23 protein-coding genes and 1 tRNA gene are annotated in these 20,663 nt (G+C 50.5%); 8 read left to right on the top strand and 16 right to left on the bottom strand.

All coding sequences use genetic code 11. From position 1 onward, the window contains the following. The first annotated feature begins 13 nt into the window (after positions 1–13). From PJI16_13110 to PJI16_13090, 5 genes are all read left to right on the top strand, one after another. Positions 14–721: a class I SAM-dependent methyltransferase gene (locus PJI16_13110; GenBank protein ID MDT3778499.1), complete on the top strand. Its 708-nt coding sequence runs from the start codon at positions 14–16 to the stop codon at positions 719–721. Positions 722–1,439: 718 nt separating this feature from the next. After that, positions 1,440–1,730, top strand: a complete 291-nt coding sequence (locus tag PJI16_13105) for a transposase (protein MDT3778498.1) — start codon at positions 1,440–1,442, stop codon at positions 1,728–1,730. Beyond that, positions 1,727–2,125 (top strand): IS3 family transposase, encoded by a 399-nt coding sequence (locus PJI16_13100; protein MDT3778497.1) that lies wholly within the window; start codon positions 1,727–1,729, stop codon positions 2,123–2,125. Before PJI16_13105 ends, PJI16_13100 begins: the two co-directional genes overlap by 4 nt. Before the next feature lie 42 nt (positions 2,126–2,167). Further along, positions 2,168–3,300, top strand: a protein-coding gene (locus PJI16_13095) for an IS3 family transposase (protein MDT3778496.1) whose coding sequence is annotated in 2 segments (ribosomal slippage) — positions 2,168–2,432 and positions 2,432–3,300 — 1,134 coding nt in all. Because the reading frame shifts where the segments join, the coding sequence is not laid out codon by codon here. Further along, the gene (locus PJI16_13090) at positions 3,266–3,850 is read left to right on the top strand and encodes an IS3 family transposase (GenBank protein MDT3778495.1); all 585 of its coding nucleotides are present in this window, start codon (positions 3,266–3,268) and stop codon (positions 3,848–3,850) included. The genes PJI16_13095 and PJI16_13090 overlap by 35 nt, the downstream gene beginning before the upstream one ends. Here PJI16_13090 and PJI16_13085 read toward each other — a convergent pair. The 4 genes from PJI16_13085 to PJI16_13070 all read right to left on the bottom strand — a co-directional run bounded on the left by PJI16_13085 (position 3,847) and on the right by PJI16_13070 (position 6,818). Then, positions 3,847–4,287 (bottom strand): hypothetical protein, encoded by a 441-nt coding sequence (locus tag PJI16_13085; GenBank protein MDT3778494.1) that lies wholly within the window; start codon positions 4,285–4,287, stop codon positions 3,847–3,849. The genes PJI16_13090 and PJI16_13085 overlap by 4 nt on opposite strands. Before the next feature lie 114 nt (positions 4,288–4,401). Beyond that, complete coding sequence (locus PJI16_13080; protein MDT3778493.1) at positions 4,402–4,941, bottom strand: Swt1 family HEPN domain-containing protein; 540 nt, start codon at positions 4,939–4,941, stop codon at positions 4,402–4,404. A gap of 40 nt (positions 4,942–4,981) precedes the next feature. Next, entirely contained in the window at positions 4,982–5,617 is a 636-nt protein-coding gene (locus PJI16_13075; GenBank protein MDT3778492.1) for a DUF5343 domain-containing protein, read from the bottom strand. Positions 5,618–6,356: 739 nt separating this feature from the next. Next, complete coding sequence (locus PJI16_13070) at positions 6,357–6,818, bottom strand: winged helix-turn-helix transcriptional regulator (protein ID MDT3778491.1); 462 nt, start codon at positions 6,816–6,818, stop codon at positions 6,357–6,359. Between the two features lie 102 nt (positions 6,819–6,920). On the opposite strand from PJI16_13070, the gene PJI16_13065 reads away from it, so the two are divergent. Together PJI16_13065 and PJI16_13060 are read left to right on the top strand one after the other, a co-directional pair. Next, positions 6,921–7,463, top strand: coding sequence for a redoxin domain-containing protein (locus tag PJI16_13065; GenBank protein MDT3778490.1), 543 nt, complete (start codon positions 6,921–6,923; stop codon positions 7,461–7,463). A gap of 384 nt (positions 7,464–7,847) precedes the next feature. Next, the gene (locus PJI16_13060) at positions 7,848–8,057 is read left to right on the top strand and encodes a hypothetical protein (protein MDT3778489.1); all 210 of its coding nucleotides are present in this window, start codon (positions 7,848–7,850) and stop codon (positions 8,055–8,057) included. A gap of 291 nt (positions 8,058–8,348) precedes the next feature. Here PJI16_13060 and PJI16_13055 read toward each other — a convergent pair whose 3' ends face one another. From PJI16_13055 to PJI16_13045, 3 genes are all read right to left on the bottom strand, one after another. Then, a complete protein-coding gene (locus PJI16_13055) occupies positions 8,349–10,088 on the bottom strand; it encodes a glycosyltransferase family 39 protein (protein MDT3778488.1) in 1,740 nt (579 codons plus the stop codon). Next, entirely contained in the window at positions 10,081–10,437 is a 357-nt protein-coding gene (locus PJI16_13050) for a lipid-A-disaccharide synthase N-terminal domain-containing protein (protein ID MDT3778487.1), read from the bottom strand. Before PJI16_13050 ends, PJI16_13055 begins: the two co-directional genes overlap by 8 nt. Positions 10,438–10,509: 72 nt before the next feature. Then, the gene (locus PJI16_13045) at positions 10,510–11,271 is read right to left on the bottom strand and encodes a glycosyltransferase family 2 protein (GenBank protein ID MDT3778486.1); all 762 of its coding nucleotides are present in this window, start codon (positions 11,269–11,271) and stop codon (positions 10,510–10,512) included. Positions 11,272–11,509: 238 nt separating this feature from the next. Here PJI16_13045 and PJI16_13040 point away from each other — a divergent pair, with 238 nt between their 5' ends. Next, positions 11,510–11,764 carry a hypothetical protein gene (locus PJI16_13040; GenBank protein MDT3778485.1) on the top strand — a complete coding sequence of 85 codons (255 nt, stop codon included), beginning with the start codon at positions 11,510–11,512 and terminating at the stop codon, positions 11,762–11,764. An 82-nt stretch (positions 11,765–11,846) separates the two neighbouring features. Here PJI16_13040 and PJI16_13035 read toward each other — a convergent pair. From PJI16_13035 to PJI16_12995, 9 genes are all read right to left on the bottom strand, one after another. Then, positions 11,847–11,923, bottom strand: a tRNA-Pro gene (locus PJI16_13035). Between the two features lie 48 nt (positions 11,924–11,971). Then, positions 11,972–12,322: a MerR family transcriptional regulator gene (locus tag PJI16_13030; GenBank protein ID MDT3778484.1), complete on the bottom strand. Its 351-nt coding sequence runs from the start codon at positions 12,320–12,322 to the stop codon at positions 11,972–11,974. A 67-nt stretch (positions 12,323–12,389) separates the two neighbouring features. Continuing rightward, a complete protein-coding gene (locus tag PJI16_13025; GenBank protein MDT3778483.1) occupies positions 12,390–12,665 on the bottom strand; it encodes an integration host factor subunit alpha in 276 nt (91 codons plus the stop codon). A 167-nt stretch (positions 12,666–12,832) separates the two neighbouring features. Continuing rightward, positions 12,833–14,419, bottom strand: a complete 1,587-nt coding sequence (gene cimA / locus PJI16_13020) for a citramalate synthase (protein MDT3778482.1) — start codon at positions 14,417–14,419, stop codon at positions 12,833–12,835. A gap of 41 nt (positions 14,420–14,460) precedes the next feature. Then, positions 14,461–15,696: an aspartate kinase gene (locus PJI16_13015; GenBank protein MDT3778481.1), complete on the bottom strand. Its 1,236-nt coding sequence runs from the start codon at positions 15,694–15,696 to the stop codon at positions 14,461–14,463. 5 nt (positions 15,697–15,701) lie between these two features. After that, positions 15,702–16,937 carry a hypothetical protein gene (locus PJI16_13010; GenBank protein ID MDT3778480.1) on the bottom strand — a complete coding sequence of 412 codons (1,236 nt, stop codon included), beginning with the start codon at positions 16,935–16,937 and terminating at the stop codon, positions 15,702–15,704. Positions 16,938–17,010: 73 nt separating this feature from the next. After that, positions 17,011–18,072 (bottom strand): threonine synthase, encoded by a 1,062-nt coding sequence (gene thrC, locus PJI16_13005; GenBank protein ID MDT3778479.1) that lies wholly within the window; start codon positions 18,070–18,072, stop codon positions 17,011–17,013. Positions 18,073–18,113: 41 nt separating this feature from the next. Then, complete coding sequence (locus PJI16_13000; protein MDT3778478.1) at positions 18,114–19,424, bottom strand: homoserine dehydrogenase; 1,311 nt, start codon at positions 19,422–19,424, stop codon at positions 18,114–18,116. Continuing rightward, positions 19,421–20,608, bottom strand: coding sequence for an aminotransferase class I/II-fold pyridoxal phosphate-dependent enzyme (locus PJI16_12995; GenBank protein ID MDT3778477.1), 1,188 nt, complete (start codon positions 20,606–20,608; stop codon positions 19,421–19,423). The genes PJI16_13000 and PJI16_12995 overlap by 4 nt, the downstream gene beginning before the upstream one ends. Between the last annotated feature and the right edge of the window lie 55 nt (positions 20,609–20,663).

The raw sequence follows: 20,663 nt of genomic DNA, 5'->3' as shown, positions 1-20,663 counted from the left end.
AAAGGTAGGAACTATGAAGGGTCGAATCGTCTCTCAAATAAAGCCATACAACCGGCCCTTGTGGCATTGCCTCCTGCTTGTCTCTTTTTTCGCCAGTCTTACCGCAAGTTGCGCCCATAAAACATGGGATATCAACAGATACATTCACGCTCTTGAACGCCCGGAACGGGATCAGCACCAACAACCCGAAAAAGTCATTGAGGCCCTGAACCTCACGCCTGGCATGATGGTAATCGATATCGGGGCAGGCTCGGGTTATTTCACCCGTCGCTTTGCCGAATCGGTGGGAGAAAAGGGGCAGGTCATCGCCATCGATGTCGAACAGAAAATGTTGAATTACAACAAAGGAAAGTTGGAAAAAATTGGACTCGCCAACAGAGTCCGTTTTGTTCTGGCCGAGTCAGAAGGTCCCACATTTTCCGGGAACAACGCCGACATCGTATTCTTGTGCGATGTCTATCATCACCTGGAAGATCAGATCGACTATCTGGCCAACACCAAGCCTGCCCTCAAGCCAAACGGACGTGTGGTCATCATCGACTACTATGCCGATGAGCGATCAGGCACACTCGGCTTTTCAAAACGCCACCTTGTTCCGAAAGAACAAGTGATCAAGGACATGGAACAAGCCGGCTTTACCTTAGCCAAAGAACACACCTTCCTCCCCCGCCAATACTTCCTAGAATTTGTCCCCAAAAAGGTTATGTCCCCCTTGCAATAAAAAACTAGCGTGATGCTTGATCGCAAGATCTGAACCCATTTTTCACCCAGAACCGCCCAAATTACTTCTAACCCATATAAGTATTCAATTTTGATTTTTGGCCAGGGAACATCGACCTAGACCCTGCAACCTAATCTCGTAATATTTTTGGGCATTCCCAATAGTAGGCTTTAATTACTACATCTAATACCATACGAGTGGAGGGGGCAGATAAAGGATAAGTGTAGATTCACCGTCAAAGGATCCAATCTAATTTTTCATCGCATTGATCAGGGCTTGTAGCTAGATGAGATATCGTTAGTTCGTAGAGCCTTGTGATAACCCTTAAAGAATCCAATAAGATCTTTGTCGTTGCTCCAAAAGACTGATTCATTATGATTCCCTCGAAAAAAACCCCAACCGAAGAAGATCTCCTGCGGTATCGGGTCAGAAGCCTTACGAGTAAGGATAATGAAATTGCACGCCGGAAACTCACTTTTATTAATTACACGAACCTTATATGAAGTTGGGAGGGTGCCGTTAAAATTTTTCTTTAAATTGTCTGCCCGCTCCTTACCCTTTTCAGAACATGTTTCCTCAAAACTTGTGTCATTTCGTTTAACAAATTCCCTTATGCCCCCCTCAACCAGAGCAGTGGACCCCATGTCTTGGACAGAACATCTCGGATGCTAAGTGAAATCTTCTGCGGTATATTCCTCTTCAACGAAAGGAGCAGAAGATGGCCCGACGATCACGACGCAATCATTCCCCGGCGTTTAAAGCGAAGGTGGCGTTAGCCGCCGTTCGGGGCGACCGGACTCTCGCCGAGTTGGCTGAGCATTTTGACGTCCATCCCAATCAGATTCAAGACTGGAAGAAACAGCTCATCGCGAAAGCCGACCATGTGTTTGGCTCCGGTCTAGCCGAAACGGCCACCCAGGAGCAGCGGCAACAACAACTTCACGCCAAGATCGGGCAGTTGACGATGGAGAAGGATTTTTTAGCACACGCGCTTGGGCACAGCCGATGACTGAGCGCAAAGCGATGATTAGGACTCGGCAACCCCTTCCCGTCACGCGGCAGTGTCAGTTGCTGACCGTGCCACGCTCCAGTGCGTACGCACGCTCACAGCCGGTCGCAGCAGCCGACCTCACGTTCATGCGTATCCTGGATGAAGTGTATCTGAAGTGGCCCTTCTATGGCAGCCGTCGCCTGTGCGCGGTCCTCCAACAACGAGGACATGGAGTCAATCGCAAGCGGGTGCAGCGTCTGATGCGACAGATGGGCCTGCGGGCCATCTATCCAAAGCCACGGACCAGTCTTCCCGGGCACGGACACAAGATTTATCCCTACCGCCTGCGTGGCCTCACCATCACTCAGAAGTGGTCCCCAGTCCTTGGACAGAATAATGAGGATGCTAAGTGAAATCTTCTGCGCTATATTTGTTTGCAACGAAAGGAGCAGAAGATGGCACGACGATCCCGACGGAATCATTCCCCAGCGTTTAAGGCCAAGGTGGCCTTGGCCGCCGTCAAGGGCGAACGCACGTTGGCGGAATTGGCCGAGCAGTTTGACGTACATCCGAATCAGATCCAAGATTGGAAGAAGCAGCTGCTGAGCAAGGCAGAACATGTTTTTGGCGCCAGTCTCGTTGCTGCTGCCGACCATGAACAGGTCCAGCAGAAGCTGCATGCCAAGATTGGCCAGCTGACCATGGAGAAGGATTTTTTAGCCACCGCGCTCGGACCCGGCCGATGACTGAGCGCAAAGCGATGCTCAAGGCCCAGCAAGGACTTTCGGTGACTCGTCAATGTCAGCTGTTAGCCGTGCCGCGTTCGAGTGCCTATGCACGGCCCCAGGATGTCTCAGCGGCAGACCTTGTTTTGATGCGCCAACTCGACGAGCTCTATCTGAAATGGCCGTTCTATGGCAGCCGTCGCCTGTGTGTTGAGCTTCAACAACAGGGCCATAGAGTGAATCGTAAACGCGTTCAACGGTTGATGCGCAAGATGGGGATCCGAGCGATTTACCCGAAGCCGCGAACGAGTCAACCAGGACTGGGGCACAAAATTTATCCCTACTTATTAAGAGGCCTGAGAATTGAACGTCCAAACCAGGTGTGGGCGAGTGATATCTGTTATATCCCGATGGCCAAGGGGTTCATGTATCTCACCGCCATCATAGACTGGTACTCACGTCGGGTGTTGGCGTGGCGCGTTTCGAATACGCTGGAAACGGATGCCTGTGTGGAGGCGCTGGAAGAAGCCCTCTTGCGCTATGGGGCGCCAGAGATCTTCAATACGGATCAGGGTGCCCAATATACCAGTGAGGCATTCACCGCGACACTCAAAGATCGTGGGGTGCAAATCAGTATGGATGGTAAGGGGCGTTGGGTCGACAACGTATTCGTCGAACGACTATGGCGCAGTGTGAAGTATGAGGACGTGTACCTGCGAGCCTATGAGACGCCCGCAGCGCTACGGGCTGGGCTGACTGGCTATTTCACGTTCTATAACACGGAACGCCGTCACCAGTCCTTGAATCGACAGACACCGGATACCGTATATTGGGCAGGTCCAATGGCAACGAAGGCGGCATAATGCCCAGCAGAAGTTTCACTTAGCGCCCTGTCCAGAAATCGGGGTCCACTTCTCTCGGCCCAATCAGGCCGGGGCGAGCGATATCTGCTACATTCCGATGGCCAAAGGCTTTATGTATCTCACGGTAATCATGGACTGGTATTCGCGCCGGGTCTTGGCTTGGCGGGTGTCGAATACCCTAGAGACCGAGGCCTGCGTGGAGGCCTTAGAAGAAGCCCTGGGGCGCTATAGAGCCCCGGAGATCTTCAACACGGATCAGGGAGCGCAATACACCAGTGAAGCATTCACGGCCGTGCTCAAATCCCACGGCGTGACGATCAGTATGGATGGCAAAGGTCGGTGGGTCGACAATGTGTTCGTCGAACGGCTTTGGCGGAGCGTCAAGTATGAGGACGTGTATCTGCAAGCATATGAAACCCCAGCGGCTCTACGTATGGGCCTGACTCACTATTTTCAGTTCTATAACACGGAACGGGGCCATCAGGCGTTGAATCGCCAAACACCAGACGCGGTGTATTTTGCCGATCCCAGAGAGAAACAAGCAGCCTAATGAAAAGCAGAAATTTCACTTATCAAGCTGTCCAGAAATCGGGGTCCACTTCTCAGTTCACTAATCTTTTTTGGAAATGGCACCTCATCAGAAATGAGATACGTGTTTAGCGCCTCTGAGGCAGTTTTTAGACGATCAATCACAATTGGAGCAGCCTCGACTGCATTTCCCACATAAACTACTTTTCCTTCACTTATCGCTTTTCCTATATCTCCGGCTATAGAGTTGAGATCAGGGTAAAGTGATAGTTGGATCGAAATTTGTATTGTATACAAAGGAATTAACAAAGCAATAAGGATAAAACCAACCCATTCGGTGGTCGAATTTTGTAGGAGTAAACCATTGGCCATTTTGCTCCACATACCCAGACCAAAGCTAAGTACGGAAAGCAGAATCGGAACAATTGTTTTTGCTAATTGGATATTAAAACGATTCATTAAATAGCCTATAGAAATTAGGCACCAATTCAGTTAGTACTCAAATTCCTGGCCGACCTTCGTTAAATCCGCCCCTGGAAAAAGGTAATATCTGAAGGTTGCAGGTCATTGACCCTATCCTATCATTCGAAACCAGTCCTTAACTGTTAGCCTAAGCCTATCAATCTCATCTTCTGACAAGGGACAACAGTGTGCTATTGGTCCTCGTAACAAATTCAAGCTACTCATTACCTTCTCGACAGCCCGCCTACTTGAAAAAATCGTTCCAAACAGATCCCAGTTTGTCGTAATAATTACTGACAACTCACCAAAGTTGGTGTAATCAATATCAGAATCTGAACGTCGGGTCACCCCGCTATCAATTTCCTTTAGAATACGTCCTTTAACTTGACGAACAATGTCTGCTGGTATTTTTCCACTGTCCCACCATTCCCTCCCTTCACTTTCATGAAGAGTCTCTGTAATCAATTTTCTTATGGCATTTTCAAGACAATAAAACAACTCATAGTGCCGAGACATTTCATTCGCCTCAGCACGAACACTCTGCTCAAACTGAGGATAGTACTCAGTTGGTGTGTCGCTTAATGATTTTGATGCATGTCCTAGCTCAATACTATATCGCTCTTCAACATTTCTCAGATCATCAGTGATCATATATCCTGACATCCCAAAGGATCGCACATGGTCATCAGTTCTACTCACTTCCAGCCTCTTTTAAAAGGTTGTCTTTCAGGCTCTTGAATATTGCATTAAAAACAGAAATGTCCGACGTTGCAGGAAGATTTAGATTGATCGTGTAAGACAGATTTAGACCAACTCCAGAATTTTTGGAACCGCCAGGCAAAGGTAAATCTTGAGGGCTTTTAGGTGGCGAAGGCATTTCCTTAACTTCCTCAACAATCGATTTCCCCCATTCAGCGAATTTCTTAAGTGCCTTAATTGATGCCAATGCAAAGCTGACGGCATTTGAGCCCTCACTCTGGCCAGTTTCTTCAATAATTAATCCTTTCAACTCCTTGTCTGACAAACTATGCATGTATTCATTTCGAATATACAAATTGGTATAACCAATCTTCAATGCCTCAGCCACTGCCTGCCCAGAAGTAGCATCGTTACGAAATTTTTTATAAATACTAGATGGGGTACCATCTGAATTCGCAAAACCAATTTTTTTCAGAAACGAGGTAATTTGGTCCCCTGATCCGCCGGGAATATGAAGAATCGTTTTCACGAAGTCTTGGGTTACTCGCTCCGGTGTTGCAGCTGACTTAATTCCATTTAACGCCTTTTCAATATTTCCTGGCGCAGTAACGTAGGGTAACCCTGCCATAGATTTTCCTTTCCAATATCATTAGTGTTTTTTATTGATCCTTCATTGTTTGGCTCTTTGCTTCGGCTCAACAAAAGTCGATAAAAACTCAGTAACGAACTAATGCATTCCTTGCAGAATCTGGATGACCCTCATCAACATCCAAACCTTCTTACACTTTTGTAGGATTTGATGATTGGTGAACAGACCTGACTAATTCAACTTCAATCCCCAAAATATGTCAAGATGAAATGAGTTTTCTTAGCTCTAAGTTTATTGTTGAGGATCGTATGCTCATGAGAGAAGACAGTCCGCGGGGTTGTAAAAGGGATCATACAGAATTTAGGCCTCGTCGCTGTTTCATGTGCGCCAGCGAATTGTTCGTCTCCCCTGCTCCGACGCCTGCCGGCTGGCCCACAAGGATGGACGCTCTCCTCAGTTGGCGGGCCTTGTTTGAGCGGAGCGAGTTGGTCCGCCCTCCTAAGACTGGCGTCCATCCTTTCCAATGAGTCCAGACGGGGCGTCAATGGTTTTGGGTCCTTTTGCCGAAACAAAAGGGCCTCGCCTGCCGGGGCGAAACCCGGCAACACAGAACAACACATTGATACGAGAGTTGGGTGCGATGCGTTCACCTATCAGCAAATTTTTTCTGGCAAACCCCAAGATAAAGGCCCAATACATATCCTAAAGCTGTTAGGCCTGAACCAATAATTCTATATGATCCTGAAAAAGTAAGTCAGAAGTTGAGCTGAGGATTACTTCACCTTGAAGAAGAACCAGACACCGAAGGTCGTCTCCCCTTTTTGGGAGACGTGTTGCGACCACTCGACTTAGCCTTCTTCGGGGTTTGGCTGGTTTCCGAGATGCCCCCAACATCCACAGCCTCCTGTAGCCTGCGCACTTCGTCAAGAATTTTCAAGAACCGACGACCGAACGGGGTGAGTTGATATTCCACTTCAACCGGAGGCTTTAGTCCCAACACCGTGCGCCGCATGATGCCGAAACGGATCATCTTTCTCCATCGTTCATTCATCACTTTGGCCGACAAACCTGGACATGCCCGGAGCACCATACCAGGGCGATTGTTCCCCTCGGCACAAAGCTGGAGTAAGCGGACAGACCACTTACAGCCCACAATACTCTCCACCATCGAAGCCACAGGAATTTTCCTGCCATCCTGCAACTCCGACTCCACTCCCATCAATGGATCATCCTGAACCATTCAGTCACCCCCTTACCAAAAAGTGCCTTCTTGAGAGACTCCTGCAAGTTAAGTATCTTGCATGAAAGACCAATACTCAACCACCAAACAAGGAGACCTTTGATGAAAACCCAGTTAGCTCCAGAATGGCAGACCACAGACTGGTTCAATACTCCCGAGCCCCTCAGCCTGTCCGGGCTTCGGGGTCAAGTCGTGCTTCTTCATGCCTTCCAGATGCTCTGCCCCGGCTGCGTGTCGCATGGCCTGCCTCAGGCTCAGCGCGTGGCCAAGCTCTTTCCGGATGTCAGAGTCATCGGATTGCATACGGTATTCGAACACCACGAGGCCATGGGCGTGGCCTCGCTTCGCGCGTTTCTGCATGAGTACCGCATTCGTTTTCCGGTTGCCGTCGACCTGCCGGGACCGGATGGCGATCCGCTCCCCCGCACCATGCGGGCATATGCGATGCAGGGAACTCCAACCACGGTGTTGATTAACGCACAAGGCGGATTGCACCGACAGATGTTCGGGGTGCATGACGATCTTTTTCTCGGAGCGGAACTGGGATTATTACGGGAGCACGCAACATCCTCAGCCGAACTCCCGGCAACACCCGAGCTTCTGTTGAAGCATTCGTGTGCAGACGACTCCTGTGCTATCAAATAAAAAGGCGCATGTGCGATGATTCGCTGGGAATTCTTGAGACCGAGCACTCACTGACTCGGTGGATCAAACCTCCTTACGCCAGAAGAAATTCCGGAAAACCCTGGCTTTCCATTTTCATTTAGAGCAAAGGTTCGCTGGTGAGGAGAGAAAAACCGCCGTGGTCCAGAACGACAGTCCACTGGGCCATGCCTTCGGGAAGTTGTCCTCGAAGGTGAGTTTGGATAATGGCCATTTTTCGGCCGGGAGCAGAGAGGCAAGTAACTAAACATCGAGACATTCCACTATCCGTCTCGGATATATTAGGCATAAATGATCTGGTAAACTATTTAAATTATCGAATCAAGAACCATTCACTCAATCCTTCCATAAAAAGGAGACAAGTCCATGGCCACCGCCAAAGAAGCTGCCCGCGAAGTTCTCGAACGACTATCTGATCAGGTGACCTGGAATGATATTATGTATGAATTGTATGTGAAACAGAAATTGGAAACCGGGTTGGCTGATATCGAGGTGGGGCGTACCGTTCCCCATCAACAACTGAAGGCTGAAATACTTGGCCATGACAATCGAGTGGTCATTTCGAGCCAAAACTGACCTCCAGGACCTCCACACGTACATCTCAAAAGACTCTCCCGATTACGCCAAACAATTTCTCGAACGTATTTTCATGGCAGTCGAGATCTCTCCCAATTGGAATCTTCTCCTTGGAATATCCTTGGAATATCCTTTAAATTCCAACTAACGCAGGCAAGAAACCCATCCATTCATCTTACTGCTCCATAGGGAATGTGCATTGATCTCGATTGCCAAATAGCCTACGCCACAGAGATTTGCTTCAACATCACATTCGACCTCCTAGGAATAAAACACCTCAGTCTGACGAATTTATAAGAGGGGTTCGCTGGTGAGGAGAGAAAAACCGCCGTGGTCCAGAACAACAGTCCAATGGGCCATGGCTTCAGGAAGTTGTCCGCGAAGCTGAGATTGGATAATGGCCATTTTTCGGCCGGGAGCATTAAGGTGTTGGGGGAGTTCTTCATCATTCACTCCAAGAAAGTGTACTTTGCGTTTGGCATAAAAACTGAGGGAGGGGCGTTTCCGGCCGAATTGTATCAATCGGTCATCCGGGCCCAAGTTATAACCGGCAATGACAGCTAATTCCTGCGGGGGGCCGATGAAATACTGTTGGTAAATCGAGAGTCCTCCTCGTGCGACCAATACCGTAAAGATCAGCATCATCCCGCATCCCACCCATAAAGCCAGATGGCGTTTGGCGTCAGATTGCATGCACTGACGCATGAGCATGGTTCCCACCACCATGACGAGGCCTACCAGTGAGGGAAGCCACGCCAGGTCTATGTTGACCGCAGCGGGAAATTCTTTGGCAATTTGCTTCATGAACAACTGAAAAATCGCCGGCACAAACATCATCGCGATACCCAGGAGGTATCCCGCCGCAATGAGGACTCGAGTGGAAGCGATCAGTCCAACCGGCGCGTCCTCTCTCAAGAAACGCTTCCACCACAGAGCGACCAGCAGGGCTGCCGCCGGAAACAGAGGATAGATGTAATGGGGCAGGCGCGTGGCCGAGAGGGTAAAGAACAGCAACAATCCCACCACCCAGAGGCTCAGGAAACACTCCAAATGTTGCTCTTGCGTGGCAAGGCCTTGTCCCTGCCAGAATGCCTTCCAGCGTTTTAACGTGTCATACAGTACGGAAAAGAGAAAGGCACTCCATGGGAAAAACCCAACCAACAACACCGGCACATAAAATAAGAGCGTCCCCCCATGACCTTCCATAGGATTCATGAACCGTCCGGTGGTATTGGCCTGTGCCGCGGCCCAATAGGCATCCCCATGTATTTGAAACATCATCACATACCAGGGAGCCGCGACAGCGGCAACTAACACGATCCCGACAAGGGGAAAGCCCCGTTGCCAGAATATTCCCCATTGGCGCGTCAACGTCAGATAGGGAATCACCCCCATCAGCGGAATGATAATGCCCACGGGCCCCTTGACCAACATGCCGCATCCCATAGCCAGATAAAAGATGGCGAACAGCCAGCGCTTGGTCTGTTCATGATGGAGTGCGTGCCAAAAGCTATAGCCGGCCAATGTGGTGAACACGACCAGTTCCGGATCAGTCAGCACCATGCGATTGATGCCCAAAAACTCCAAATTCAGCAGCAACATGCACGACGCAAAAATGGCCACGGTGAGGCCAGCCCACCTTCGAACAAACACATATTGAAGGAACAGGAGGCAAAGACCTGATAAAGCCGAAGGCAACCGCGCGGCAAATTCATTCATGCCAAACAGGGCATAGGACCCGCTGATGAGCCAATACACAAAAGCCGGTTTGGCATAGCGAGGTTCATAGTTGAGAGTCGGGGAAATCCAATCACCGGTCTCCAGCATTTCCCTTGCCGCTTCCGCATTGCTCCCCTCATCCCGGTCCGTCAACCCGAGGGCCCCCAGATCCGGACCAAGAAGCCATCCGCCCTCTACTCCCAATAGCCAGGCAGCCAGAAGCAGGACACACACCAGATGGGAAAGAGGCGATTGCGTTATTGAAGAGCGGAGAAAGGACGGAAAGAGAGTGTGAGTGTGAGAGCTATCCACTCACGACTCGCTTATTGGCCTGATGGAGCAGCATGATATTGCGGACATACACCACGGTTCCGACGCTTTGGCCGGCCATGAATACCAGGTCGGCAATATGAATGGCGTAGGTGAGTACAATCACACTCCCAACCAGGCTCATATACCAAAATGACATGGGAATCTGGCTTTCCTCGTTGCGTTCCGACACCACCCATTGCACCAACCAGCGTGAGAAAAAAATGCCCTGCCCCAAAAACCCAAAACCGATCCAGAGGAGTTCCTCAAACGACATGGTCATGAGTGTATTTGTGAATGATTCGAACATCGTCAGCAGCAGGGAATGAATCGCCAAAAGGGTTCCCTCCATTCAGAACCCTTTAATCGCATGTTAGTTTTGTGGTGCCTCAATTGTTTCCAGCAGGTGGTCACTTCAAGAATGCTACAGTTCGGATTTCCAGGGAGGATGGATCCCCTTTTTGGTGTAGTTCAAACAGCGTTTTTGCATCCACCTGACTGCGAAGAGATCATACAGACCGGCAAACAGCCTGTTGCCAATTCCGTATTTTGATGTCCCATGGGCTCTTGGAAAATGCTGGACGGGGATTTCAGTCACCGTAAACCCGTACATTTGCGCCAACGCCGGGTAAAATCGGTGCATGTTTTTAAATGGAGGAAGTCGTTTGACCACGGCCTGCCTAAAGACTTTCAAGGAACAGCCGGTATCTGAAATACCATCATGCACCGCCCAATTGCGAACCTGGTTGGCAATTTTTGACGACCACCGGCGGACCAGACTGTCATGTCTGGCTTGTCGTCGCCCACACACTAAATCATAGCGTTCCACATAGGGGAGAAGTTTCGCAAAGTCATTCGGGTCATACTGCAGATCCCCGTCCATGGTCGCAACAAGTTCTCCCCTGGCTTCCCGAAAGCCTGCATCGAATGCCGCCGTTTGTCCATGATTCCGGTCTAAATGGATCACCAGTACCGCAGGAAACTGTCCGGCTAATTGATCCAGCAAGGGTCCACTCCCGTCCACACTCCCATCATCCACAAACACGAGTTCAAACGCCGCGGCCCCACTTTCAGGCCTGGACTCAAAAAACTTGAGCAATTGGCTCGCCAAGAGCGGGATGTTCTCCCGCTCATCTTTAATGGGAATGACAACGGAAATCCAATGGCGCGGCGGGTGGAGGCTCATGAATCGGTCAGACTATGCCACAGATAGCAAAGTTATGATGGGATACACGTTGCAAACCCTCCTACCCAGTAAGCATTTTACTGAATATCAAAAAAACCGGTCAAACGGCCGTTCTTCTCGAGTGACCCTTCCCGAGCTTCGGTCATCTTCATGCTAAACTCCCAACCTATAACTCCAGAAAGTTGACCAAGGGAACGGCCTTTTGTAAGGTGGAGAACATTATTTTGGAGGAACATTCATGCAAGAAGAAATTCTGCAAGCCTATTTGGAAATAGAGCAAGCGATGCAGCGCTATTCCATGTTGTTACAGGACCACGTGAGCCAACTCGGAACTCAGACCGATGAGGAATCCAAAAACCGATTCCATAGAATGAAGGCCGGCTCAAAGGCCATGAGAGACAGTAGCCAGATTTATCTTTCTTATGCAAAATATGTAGCGTATGGAATGCCCGAGGGTGAGGAGCTGGCTGAAGAGGAGGACTTACAAGCCTAGCGAGCCTTCGTACTGCCCAAACGACTCTCCGCTCTGATCATACCGAGGAGACGAAAAAACCCCTTCTGCTGGCAGGAAAACATGGTCGGGGCGAGAGGATTTGAACCTCCGACCTCTCGCACCCCAAGCGAGTGCGCTACCGGGCTGCGCTACGCCCCGACATGATTCTCACCAGTCGTATTCCCATCCTTCATTTTGTCCGATGACCTACATCGTCGCTCGTCCCAGGATCTTCAAAATACCTTGCAGTTCAACCTTTGCTTTTTCCACACGGTCTTTTGGGACTTGAGCGGTTTTTTCTGACCGTTTTTTGCGATACCAATATCGCTTCAAACCCGCAATGGTATACCCTTCATCGTAGAGCATTCGTTTAATTTCAAAGACCGTTTCAATGTCGTTTTTCGAATAGACTCGATGTTTTCCCTGACTTTTCTTCGGTTTAAGGAAAATGAATTCCGACTCCCAAAACCGCAAGACATACGCAGGAAGATTCGTCAAATCGGCGACTTCCCCTATTTTATAAAAGGCCTTATCCTCGTGTTTTGTTCCACCCCCCATACCTGCACTCACCCCACGGTGTATCTATCAAGAGAGTGAACGAGACCGATAGCGAAATTCTTGCCAGTCAAGTATTGACATATTTCTTAAAAAGTTGGCTTGGCCGGAAAGTCACCACTCGTCTTGGCGTAATGGCAATTTCCTCTCCGGTTCTTGGGTTCCTGCCTTTCCGCTCTCCCTTGTTCCGGACAACAAAGTTGCCAAATCCGGCAATTTTGACGACCTCTCCTTTTTGAAGCATGGACTTAATTAAATCCAGAACATGCTCCACCATTTCCATTGAGTCGGTTTTTTGGATAGCTGCCGTCTCTGTAATGATTTCAGCAATGTCAGCCTTGCGCATAAATCAAAACCCCCTCACAAGTAGTATCGAAGACCGTTCATACGGATTGTGAATTCACGCTTTTGACCGTTGTTGCAGGCAGCAACGTAACGGGCGACGCAGATGATGTCAAGAACCGGGCTCTTCAGATGATTCCCCTTTGTCAGCCTAGGTCAAAGAGACGGGCATTATGTTTGCGGCTTCTCCTTCATGAGTTTAAACTCAATGCTATCGGCCAACGCCTGCCAACTGGCTTCAATGATGTTCTCCGACACCCCGACCGTCCCCCATTTCTCTTTGTGATCACCAGACTCAATGAGGACCCGCACACGAGAACCGGTTCCATGTCGTCCGGTCAACACGCGGACCTTATAGTCCAGCAGCTTCATTTCCTGTAACTGGGGATAAAAATGCTCCAGAGCTTTGCGAAGGGCATGATCCAGAGCATTCACTGGTCCATCACCAACCGCCGCGGTATGTTCAACCACTTCCCCGACTTTGACCATAATCGTGGCTTCGGAAATAGGGTCTTCTTTGGTTTTCCGTTTCTCGACAATGATCCGGCACCCCAATAATTCAAACGATGGCGTATAGGTCCCCATCGCTTTCCGCACTAACAATTCAAAAGACCCTTCCGCTCCTTCAAATTGGTAGCCTTCATATTCCAACGTTTTAAGAGAATCGAGTAATTCGAGCACCTTGGGATTATTCTGAGGAAGGTCCAGGCCGAAAGTTTCCATTTTTCCAAACACGGCACTTCGGCCACTGCTATCGGAAATAAGTACGCGGCGATGGTTGCCAACGACATCCGGGTTCACATGTTCATAGGTAAGCGGGTTTTTTTGCACCGCATGAATATGCACCCCCCCCTTATGCGCAAATGCGGTATCTCCCACATAAGGCTGTCGTTTGTTGGGAGTCAAATTTGCCATCTCGGCCACATAATTGGAAATCGTGCGAAGCTGTGCTAATCGACCATCTCCCAGAGCGGTTCGCTCCATTTTCAATTCTAAATTAGCCATCACGGAACACAGGTTGGCATTCCCGCACCGTTCTCCAATACCATTGATGGTTCCCTGGACCTGGATCGCTCCCGCTTGCACGGCAGTCAATGAATTGGCGACGCCCATCTCCGCATCATTGTGTGCGTGAATACCTAGGGGAACAGAACAGTTCTTACGAACCTTCGCAAAGATCTCACCAATATCCCAGGGCATTGTTCCGCCATTGGTATCACACAACACGATCCGCTCCGCCCCGGCTTCTACCGCGGCTTGAATGGTTTTCATGGCGTAGGCGGGGTCCATTTTATAGCCATCGAAAAAATGTTCGGCATCGTAAAACACCTGCCGCCCCCTTGATCGGAGATAGGCAATGGAATCGGCAATCAGTTCTAAATTAATGGCCAGCGTCGTTTCCAAGGCCTCCGTTACATGCAGGGTCCAACTTTTCCCGAAGATGGTCACAATATCCGTCTCAGCGGATAAAAGGGCTTCCAGCGTCGGATCGGCCTTTGCCGTATTTTTGGCTTTTCGCGTCGAACCAAATGCCACGATTTTGGCGTGCTGCAATGGAGTCGATTTCATGACGTGGAAAAACTCAATGTCCTTCGGGTTGGCTCCCGGCCACCCTCCTTCAATGAACGGGACCCCCAGCTCATCTAATTTAAGGGCGATACGAACCTTATCCTCCACCGAAAAGCTGACATCTTCGGCCTGAGCCCCATCCCGGAGGGTCGTATCGTAGATTTCAATGACGGGAAATTGAGAATTCATATCATGCGTATGCCCCATCGGTGTCGACACACATCCCCATGCTAGGCTTTTCTGCGCTCCAGAGGTACTTCCAATTCAAACTCCTGGTGCAAGGCCCGAACTGCTAACTCCATATATTTTTCTTCCACCACACAAGAGATTTTAATTTCCGAGGTACTGATCATCATGATATTAATGCCTTCACGTGAGAGGGTCTGAAACATTCTGGCTGCGACGCCGGAATGCGAACGCATCCCCACTCCCACTAACGAAACTTTGGCAATGGATTCGTTCACCTCAACCGTCCGGGCTTCCACTGATTTGGCGATATCTCTAACAAGACTCATTCCCCGCGTCAGATCAGCTCTGGGCACGGTAAAGGAAATATCCGTCAGGGAATCCTGACTCACATTTTGAATAATCATATCCACATTGATGGCGGCCTCGGCAATGGAGCAGAACAGGGTGGCCGCAATTCCAGGGTGATCCGGGACCCCGACCACCGTGACCTTGGCTTGATTCCGATCGCCCGTGACCCCCGAGACTAAAACTTGTTCCATATCGACATCCTCTTTTACCACGCAGGTTCCAGGCCCGTCTTGAAAACTGGATCGCACTTCCACCGGCACCTGATATTTAGCCGCTAACTCTACCGAACGAGACTGTAAGACTTTAGCCCCCAGACTCGCTAACTCTAACATTTCTTCATAGGAGATTTTATCCAACCGCCTCGCGCCGGGCACAATATTCGGATCGGCCGTGTACACCCCATCCACATCGGTATAAATAAAGCAGGTATCGGCCTTGAGCGCCGCCGCCAACACCACGGCTGTCAAATCAGATCCCCCGCGTCCTAACGTCGTCACATCGGAGGCGGCGTTGATCCCTTGAAACCCGGCCACGATGGGAATAATCCCGTCACGCAAGGCTCCCAGCACCCGGTCGGTATCAACCCGGGAAACCCGGGCCTTGGTATGCATGCTATCGGTGACAATACCCACCTGACGTCCGGTAAAGGATTGCGCCTTCATCCCAAGACTTTTGAGGGTCATCGCCATCAGCGCTATCGTGACACGCTCTCCGGAGGACAGCAAGACATCGAGTTCCCGGTCATCCGGGTCGATGCTCAACGTCTTGGCCAGCTTCATGAGCCGATCCGTTTCCCCGCTCATCGCAGACAACACGACCACCAGTTGATGCCCCTCCCGGTAGGTCCGCTCAATAAGCCGGGCGACGTTTTGGATTCGTTCCAGACTCCCCACCGACGTCCCGCCGAATTTTTGAATATACCGTGCCATAGGATTTAGTGAGTCCCCAGAAACCGCTCAAACAATTTGGTGGCATCACGGAGGGGACGGTTGGCCACTTCCCGTTCATTCAATGGGACCGCATGAATTTCGGATTTCCCCTCCGACCCTTCAAACACCAGATATGGCGATACAGGAGCCTCTCCATCATTGTGCCCATGCGGACTTGGGGTCACCAGGACGACGATCCGATGTGAGTCCTTGCTTCCATCAGACTGATGGATGGCTCCGATCACCTGCTCGTCCACTTGCCCAAGATATTCACCTAATTGTGACGGTGACACTGCCTGCCCATCCTTGAAAGCCCACTCATAAAAGGGAATATGCAAACAGACCAGGTCGTGATTTTCCAACGCAGTCAAAGTTCTGTTGGCCAAGGCCTGCAACCAGGCGAGGTCTCCTCCTCCCCCATGTTCAACCCTGACCGTCTCAAGACCAGCGGCCATTCCAACGCCTACGTACGGCCCATCCGGGGAAATAACCATACCGTGGACTGGCCACCGTTCTTTTAAAGGAGGCAACTCCACTGGTTTTCCTGACCCCCACAACCATAAACAATTCGCCGGCTTCAACCCGGCATTCAGACGCTCCTGATTCACAGGATGATGGCATAGAATCGCTCTGGAGGCCGCCATCAGTTCACGTAAAATTTGAGATCCGTCGCCAGCAGGCAGATACGCCTCGATCGACTCTCCCAAGGCCTCGTATGGGCTGCGACAGGCCACTTTTCCGCTCGCACCAACCCAGACCATAAGATGGCGATGATGGCTACCCATGTAAAATTGAATACTTTCAGATATCAATTGTTCATTGACGGCATCAATGAGTTCACGAGCATCCTCAGTCCCGATTCCTCCGCCAAAGGGGTCCGCCATGAATAGCTGCGGACCAAGTTTTTTCCCATCCCCCCATCCCTCCTGACCACGGAGAGTCACCAAATGACACAGATAGGCCACATCATGGGCATCCAGCACAACCTCTAATCCTCCAGCCTCAAAAGCACCAGGACCCGTATACCATTTGTGTGGATCGTATCCTAAGACGGCAAGGAGTGCCATTTCCCCACAAAATGGACGGGTTTCCCGGGGAACCCCTAAACGTCCTAGTTCACCATGCCCAGCCAATTCATCCAGATGCGGTGTCCGAGCTGATTGCAAGACGGTTTGGTCTCCTAATTCCTGATACGACTGTCCCGTCAAACCATCGACGTGAATCACGATCGTTTTTCGCACGATCTTGGCCTCACTATGTTGATTGAGTTAGTAGTTGTATGAACGATCTTGGTTTTCAGGAGGTCATGAAGGATTACGTATTTGTCAATTGCGCTCTGACCGCCTCATGAGTGGCAGGAACGGTGACCGGTCGATACGAGACTGAGATGGCCGTATCCGGGTCCTTTAACCCATGTCCGGTTAAGGTACACACAATGACTCCCTCTTTTGGCAACAACCCGGCTCGATTCATTTTGTCAATTCCTGCAAGAGAGGCAGCCGAAGCGGGCTCGCAAAAGACCCCTTCTTCACTCGCCACCATTTGATAAGCCCGAATAATTTCTTCGTCCGTCACCATATCCAGATGTCCCTGTGATTCCTCTAACGCTTTCAGGGCAAAATTCCAACTGGCAGGATTTCCAATCCGAATGGCTGAGGCAATAGTTTTCGGTGACTCCACCACATGGCCTCTGACCATGGGAGCCGCTCCTTCCGCCTGAAACCCGAACATACGAGGCAACCCTTGTGTTTGTCCGGCTTCCTGGTACTCCCGATACCCTCGCCAGTACGCAGTAATATTCCCTGCATTTCCCACAGGGAGGGCATGAATGACCGGGGCATATCCCAACTGGTCACAGATTTCCATGGCCCCCGTTTTTTGGCCTTCCAAACGAAACGGGTTAATTGAATTGACTAACTCAATCGCCGTTTCCTGACACAAATCCTTCACAATCGTTAAAGCCTGATCGAAGTTCCCATCAATCTGAATGACCTGGGCACCATGCATGAGAGCCTGGGTCAGCTTACCCAATGCAATATTCCCTGCCGGAATGACGACATACACCGGCAAACCCGCTTTCGCCCCATAGGCCGCTGCCGAGGCGGAAGTATTGCCCGTCGAAGCGCACATGAGTCCCCTGGCTTTGTTTTCCACGGCTTTAGAAACCGCCATGGTCATCCCCCGATCCTTGAAGGACCCGGTTGGATTCGCCCCTTCAATCTTCAGATACAAATTCATTCCCGGACACACTTTCGCGGCTAAGCGTTTTGCTGGGATCAGTGGCGTATTCCCCTCCTGAAGAGACACAATCGGCGTCTGATCTCCTACCGGGAGAAATTTCCGGTACTCCTCTATAATGCCACGCCAGGGGATCATAATGGCTTGTCCCTTTTTACGAAACAACGTGCCCCCATCTCTTATTCCACCCCCTCCATACGAAGTAACGTCGTCGCCTCAGAAACCATGGAAAGTGCATTAATTTCCTGTAATGCCGACTGAACGGCACGCTCTATGGAACGATGCGTCAAGATGACCAACGGCACCGTTTGTCCTTCCTTTCGCCCTTTTTGGAGGACGGACGAAATGCTGATCCCACGCTGCCCGAGAATCCCTGATATGGCCGACAGGACCCCGGGTTGATCCTTGACCATGCACCGCAAATAATACCGGCTTTCAATGTCGTCCATCGGCTTAATAGGGATGGGCACACGCGATTCCCATTGGAATGAGGTCACAGGAACCCGTCCGGCAACCCCGGCTAAGCGATTGCGTGCAAGATCGATAATGTCCCCTACCACGGCGCTGGCTGTTGGAAGGGATCCGGCCCCTTTGCCGTAGAGCACAACGTCTCCCACGGCGTCACCAATCAAATGAATGGCATTATAGACGCCATTGACCTGTGCTATGGGAGATCCGGCCGGCACCAGGGCGGGATGGACTCGTGCCTCAATGGCATGCTCTTGCAGTTTGGCGATTCCCAGCAATTTAATGGTAAACCCGAGTTCACGGGCAAACTCGATATCCACCGTCGAAATACGGGAAATGCCCTCGGTGAATATGGACCGCATGGGCACGGGAGTTCCATACGCAAGGTTCACCATGATAGCCAGTTTGTGAGCGGCATCCACCCCATCAACATCCAGGGATGGATCCGCTTCGGCATACCCTTCCCGTTTCGCTTCCTGTAAAATTTCGTCGAAATCACGGCGCTCATGGGTCATCCTCGTCAAAATATAATTTGACGTACCATTCATGATCCCCGTAATCGACAAGATCCGGTTTGCAGCCAACCCTTCGGTGAGCGATCGAATGATGGGAATGCCCCCGCCGACACTCGCTTCAAACCCGAGATCAACGCCTGCCTTAAATGCCGCCTCAAAGATTTCTTCACCATGGTCGGCTAACAACGCTTTATTCGCCGTCACCACAGACTTTTTCCGTTCAAGCGCCTGAAGAATAAACCGTTTGGCCGGTTCATGTCCGCCAATTAATTCCAGGACAATATCAATCGCAGGATCATCCAGAATGCCCCGAACATCCGTCGTCAATACCCCTTGAGCCACAGAGACTCCCCGATCGGTTGTCACATCTAAGTCCGCAATCCGCACCAGGGAAACCGGAACTCCGACACGTTTTGCAATCAGACCGGCATTCTCCTGAAGAATCTTCACGACCCCGGTTCCTACGGTACCAAACCCGATTAATCCAACCTGGATGGCTTTTTTCATTCTGAATCTCCGTCAAATTTTAAAGCCTGACGGATTCCTCGAACCGCCTGGAAAATCCGGTGCTCATTTTCGACTAATGCAAAGCGGACATAGTCATCGCCGCCTTCGCCGAATCCTATTCCCGGGGAAACCGCAACTTTGGCATCTCGCAACAAGAGCTTGGAAAACTCCAACGATCCCATTCCGAGGTAGGGTTGTGGAATTTTTGCCCAGGCAAACATGGTGGCGCGAGGATAGTCGATTTGCCAACCAATGCGGTTGAGTCCACGGACCAGAGCATTTCGCCGTCGCTCATATCGTCCCACAATTTCTTTCACGCAATCCTGGGGACCATTCAAGGCAATAATACTGGCAATTTGAATGGGCTGGAACATGCCATAATCCAGGTAACTTTTGATTTTGGTCAACGCACCAATCACTTCACGATTCCCGACACAAAACCCTACCCGCCAACCGGGCATGTTATAACTCTTCGAGAGTGAGTAAAATTCCACGCCAATTTGTTTGGCCTCCGGAATTTGTAGAAGGCTGGGGGCTTTGTAACCATCGAACACGATATCGGCATAGGCCAAATCATGAATGACCCAGATTTGGTGTTCCAGGGCAAACTCCACCACCTTTTTGAAAAATTCCAGGTCAACAACGCGAGTGGTTGGGTTATGAGGGAAACTGAGGATCAAGGCTCGGGGAGCCGGTTGCGTCTGTTTAAAGGCTTTTTTCAGGTTTTCGAAAAAATCAGAATCCGGCCCGAGTTCAACCCCGCGGACTTCCCCACCCGCAATGATCACACTGTACATATGAATCGGGTACGTGGGGGTTGGTGCCAGGACCACGTCACCCGGTCCCACCATGGCCAGGGCCAAATGCGCCAACCCTTCTTTCACCCCCAGGGTCACAATCGCTTCCGTCTCGGGATCAAGACTGACCTCGTAATTTCGTTGATACCAATCGCAGATGGCATGGCGCAATTTTGTAATACCCCGCGAGGCCGAATAGCGATGATTCCGCCCGAGTCGCGCGGTCTCAATCAATTTGTCCACGATATGACGGGGTGTGGGCTGGTCGGGATTGCCCATTCCTAAATCAATGATGTCTTCTCCCCGCTTCCGGGCTTGGAGTTTTAACTCTTGAACCTGAGAGAAGACGTATCCTGGGAGTCGTTGAATTCGGTAAAAAGGTTCCATTGTTTGTGTAAAATGACGAATCGTCCTTGATGGTTTTGGAAGGGAATGGATAGAT

The sequence above is a fragment of the Nitrospira sp. MA-1 genome (assembly GCA_032139905.1).
GTDB lineage: Bacteria > Nitrospirota > Nitrospiria > Nitrospirales > UBA8639 > Nitrospira_E.
This window is presented reverse-complemented; position numbering and strand designations above follow the sequence as displayed.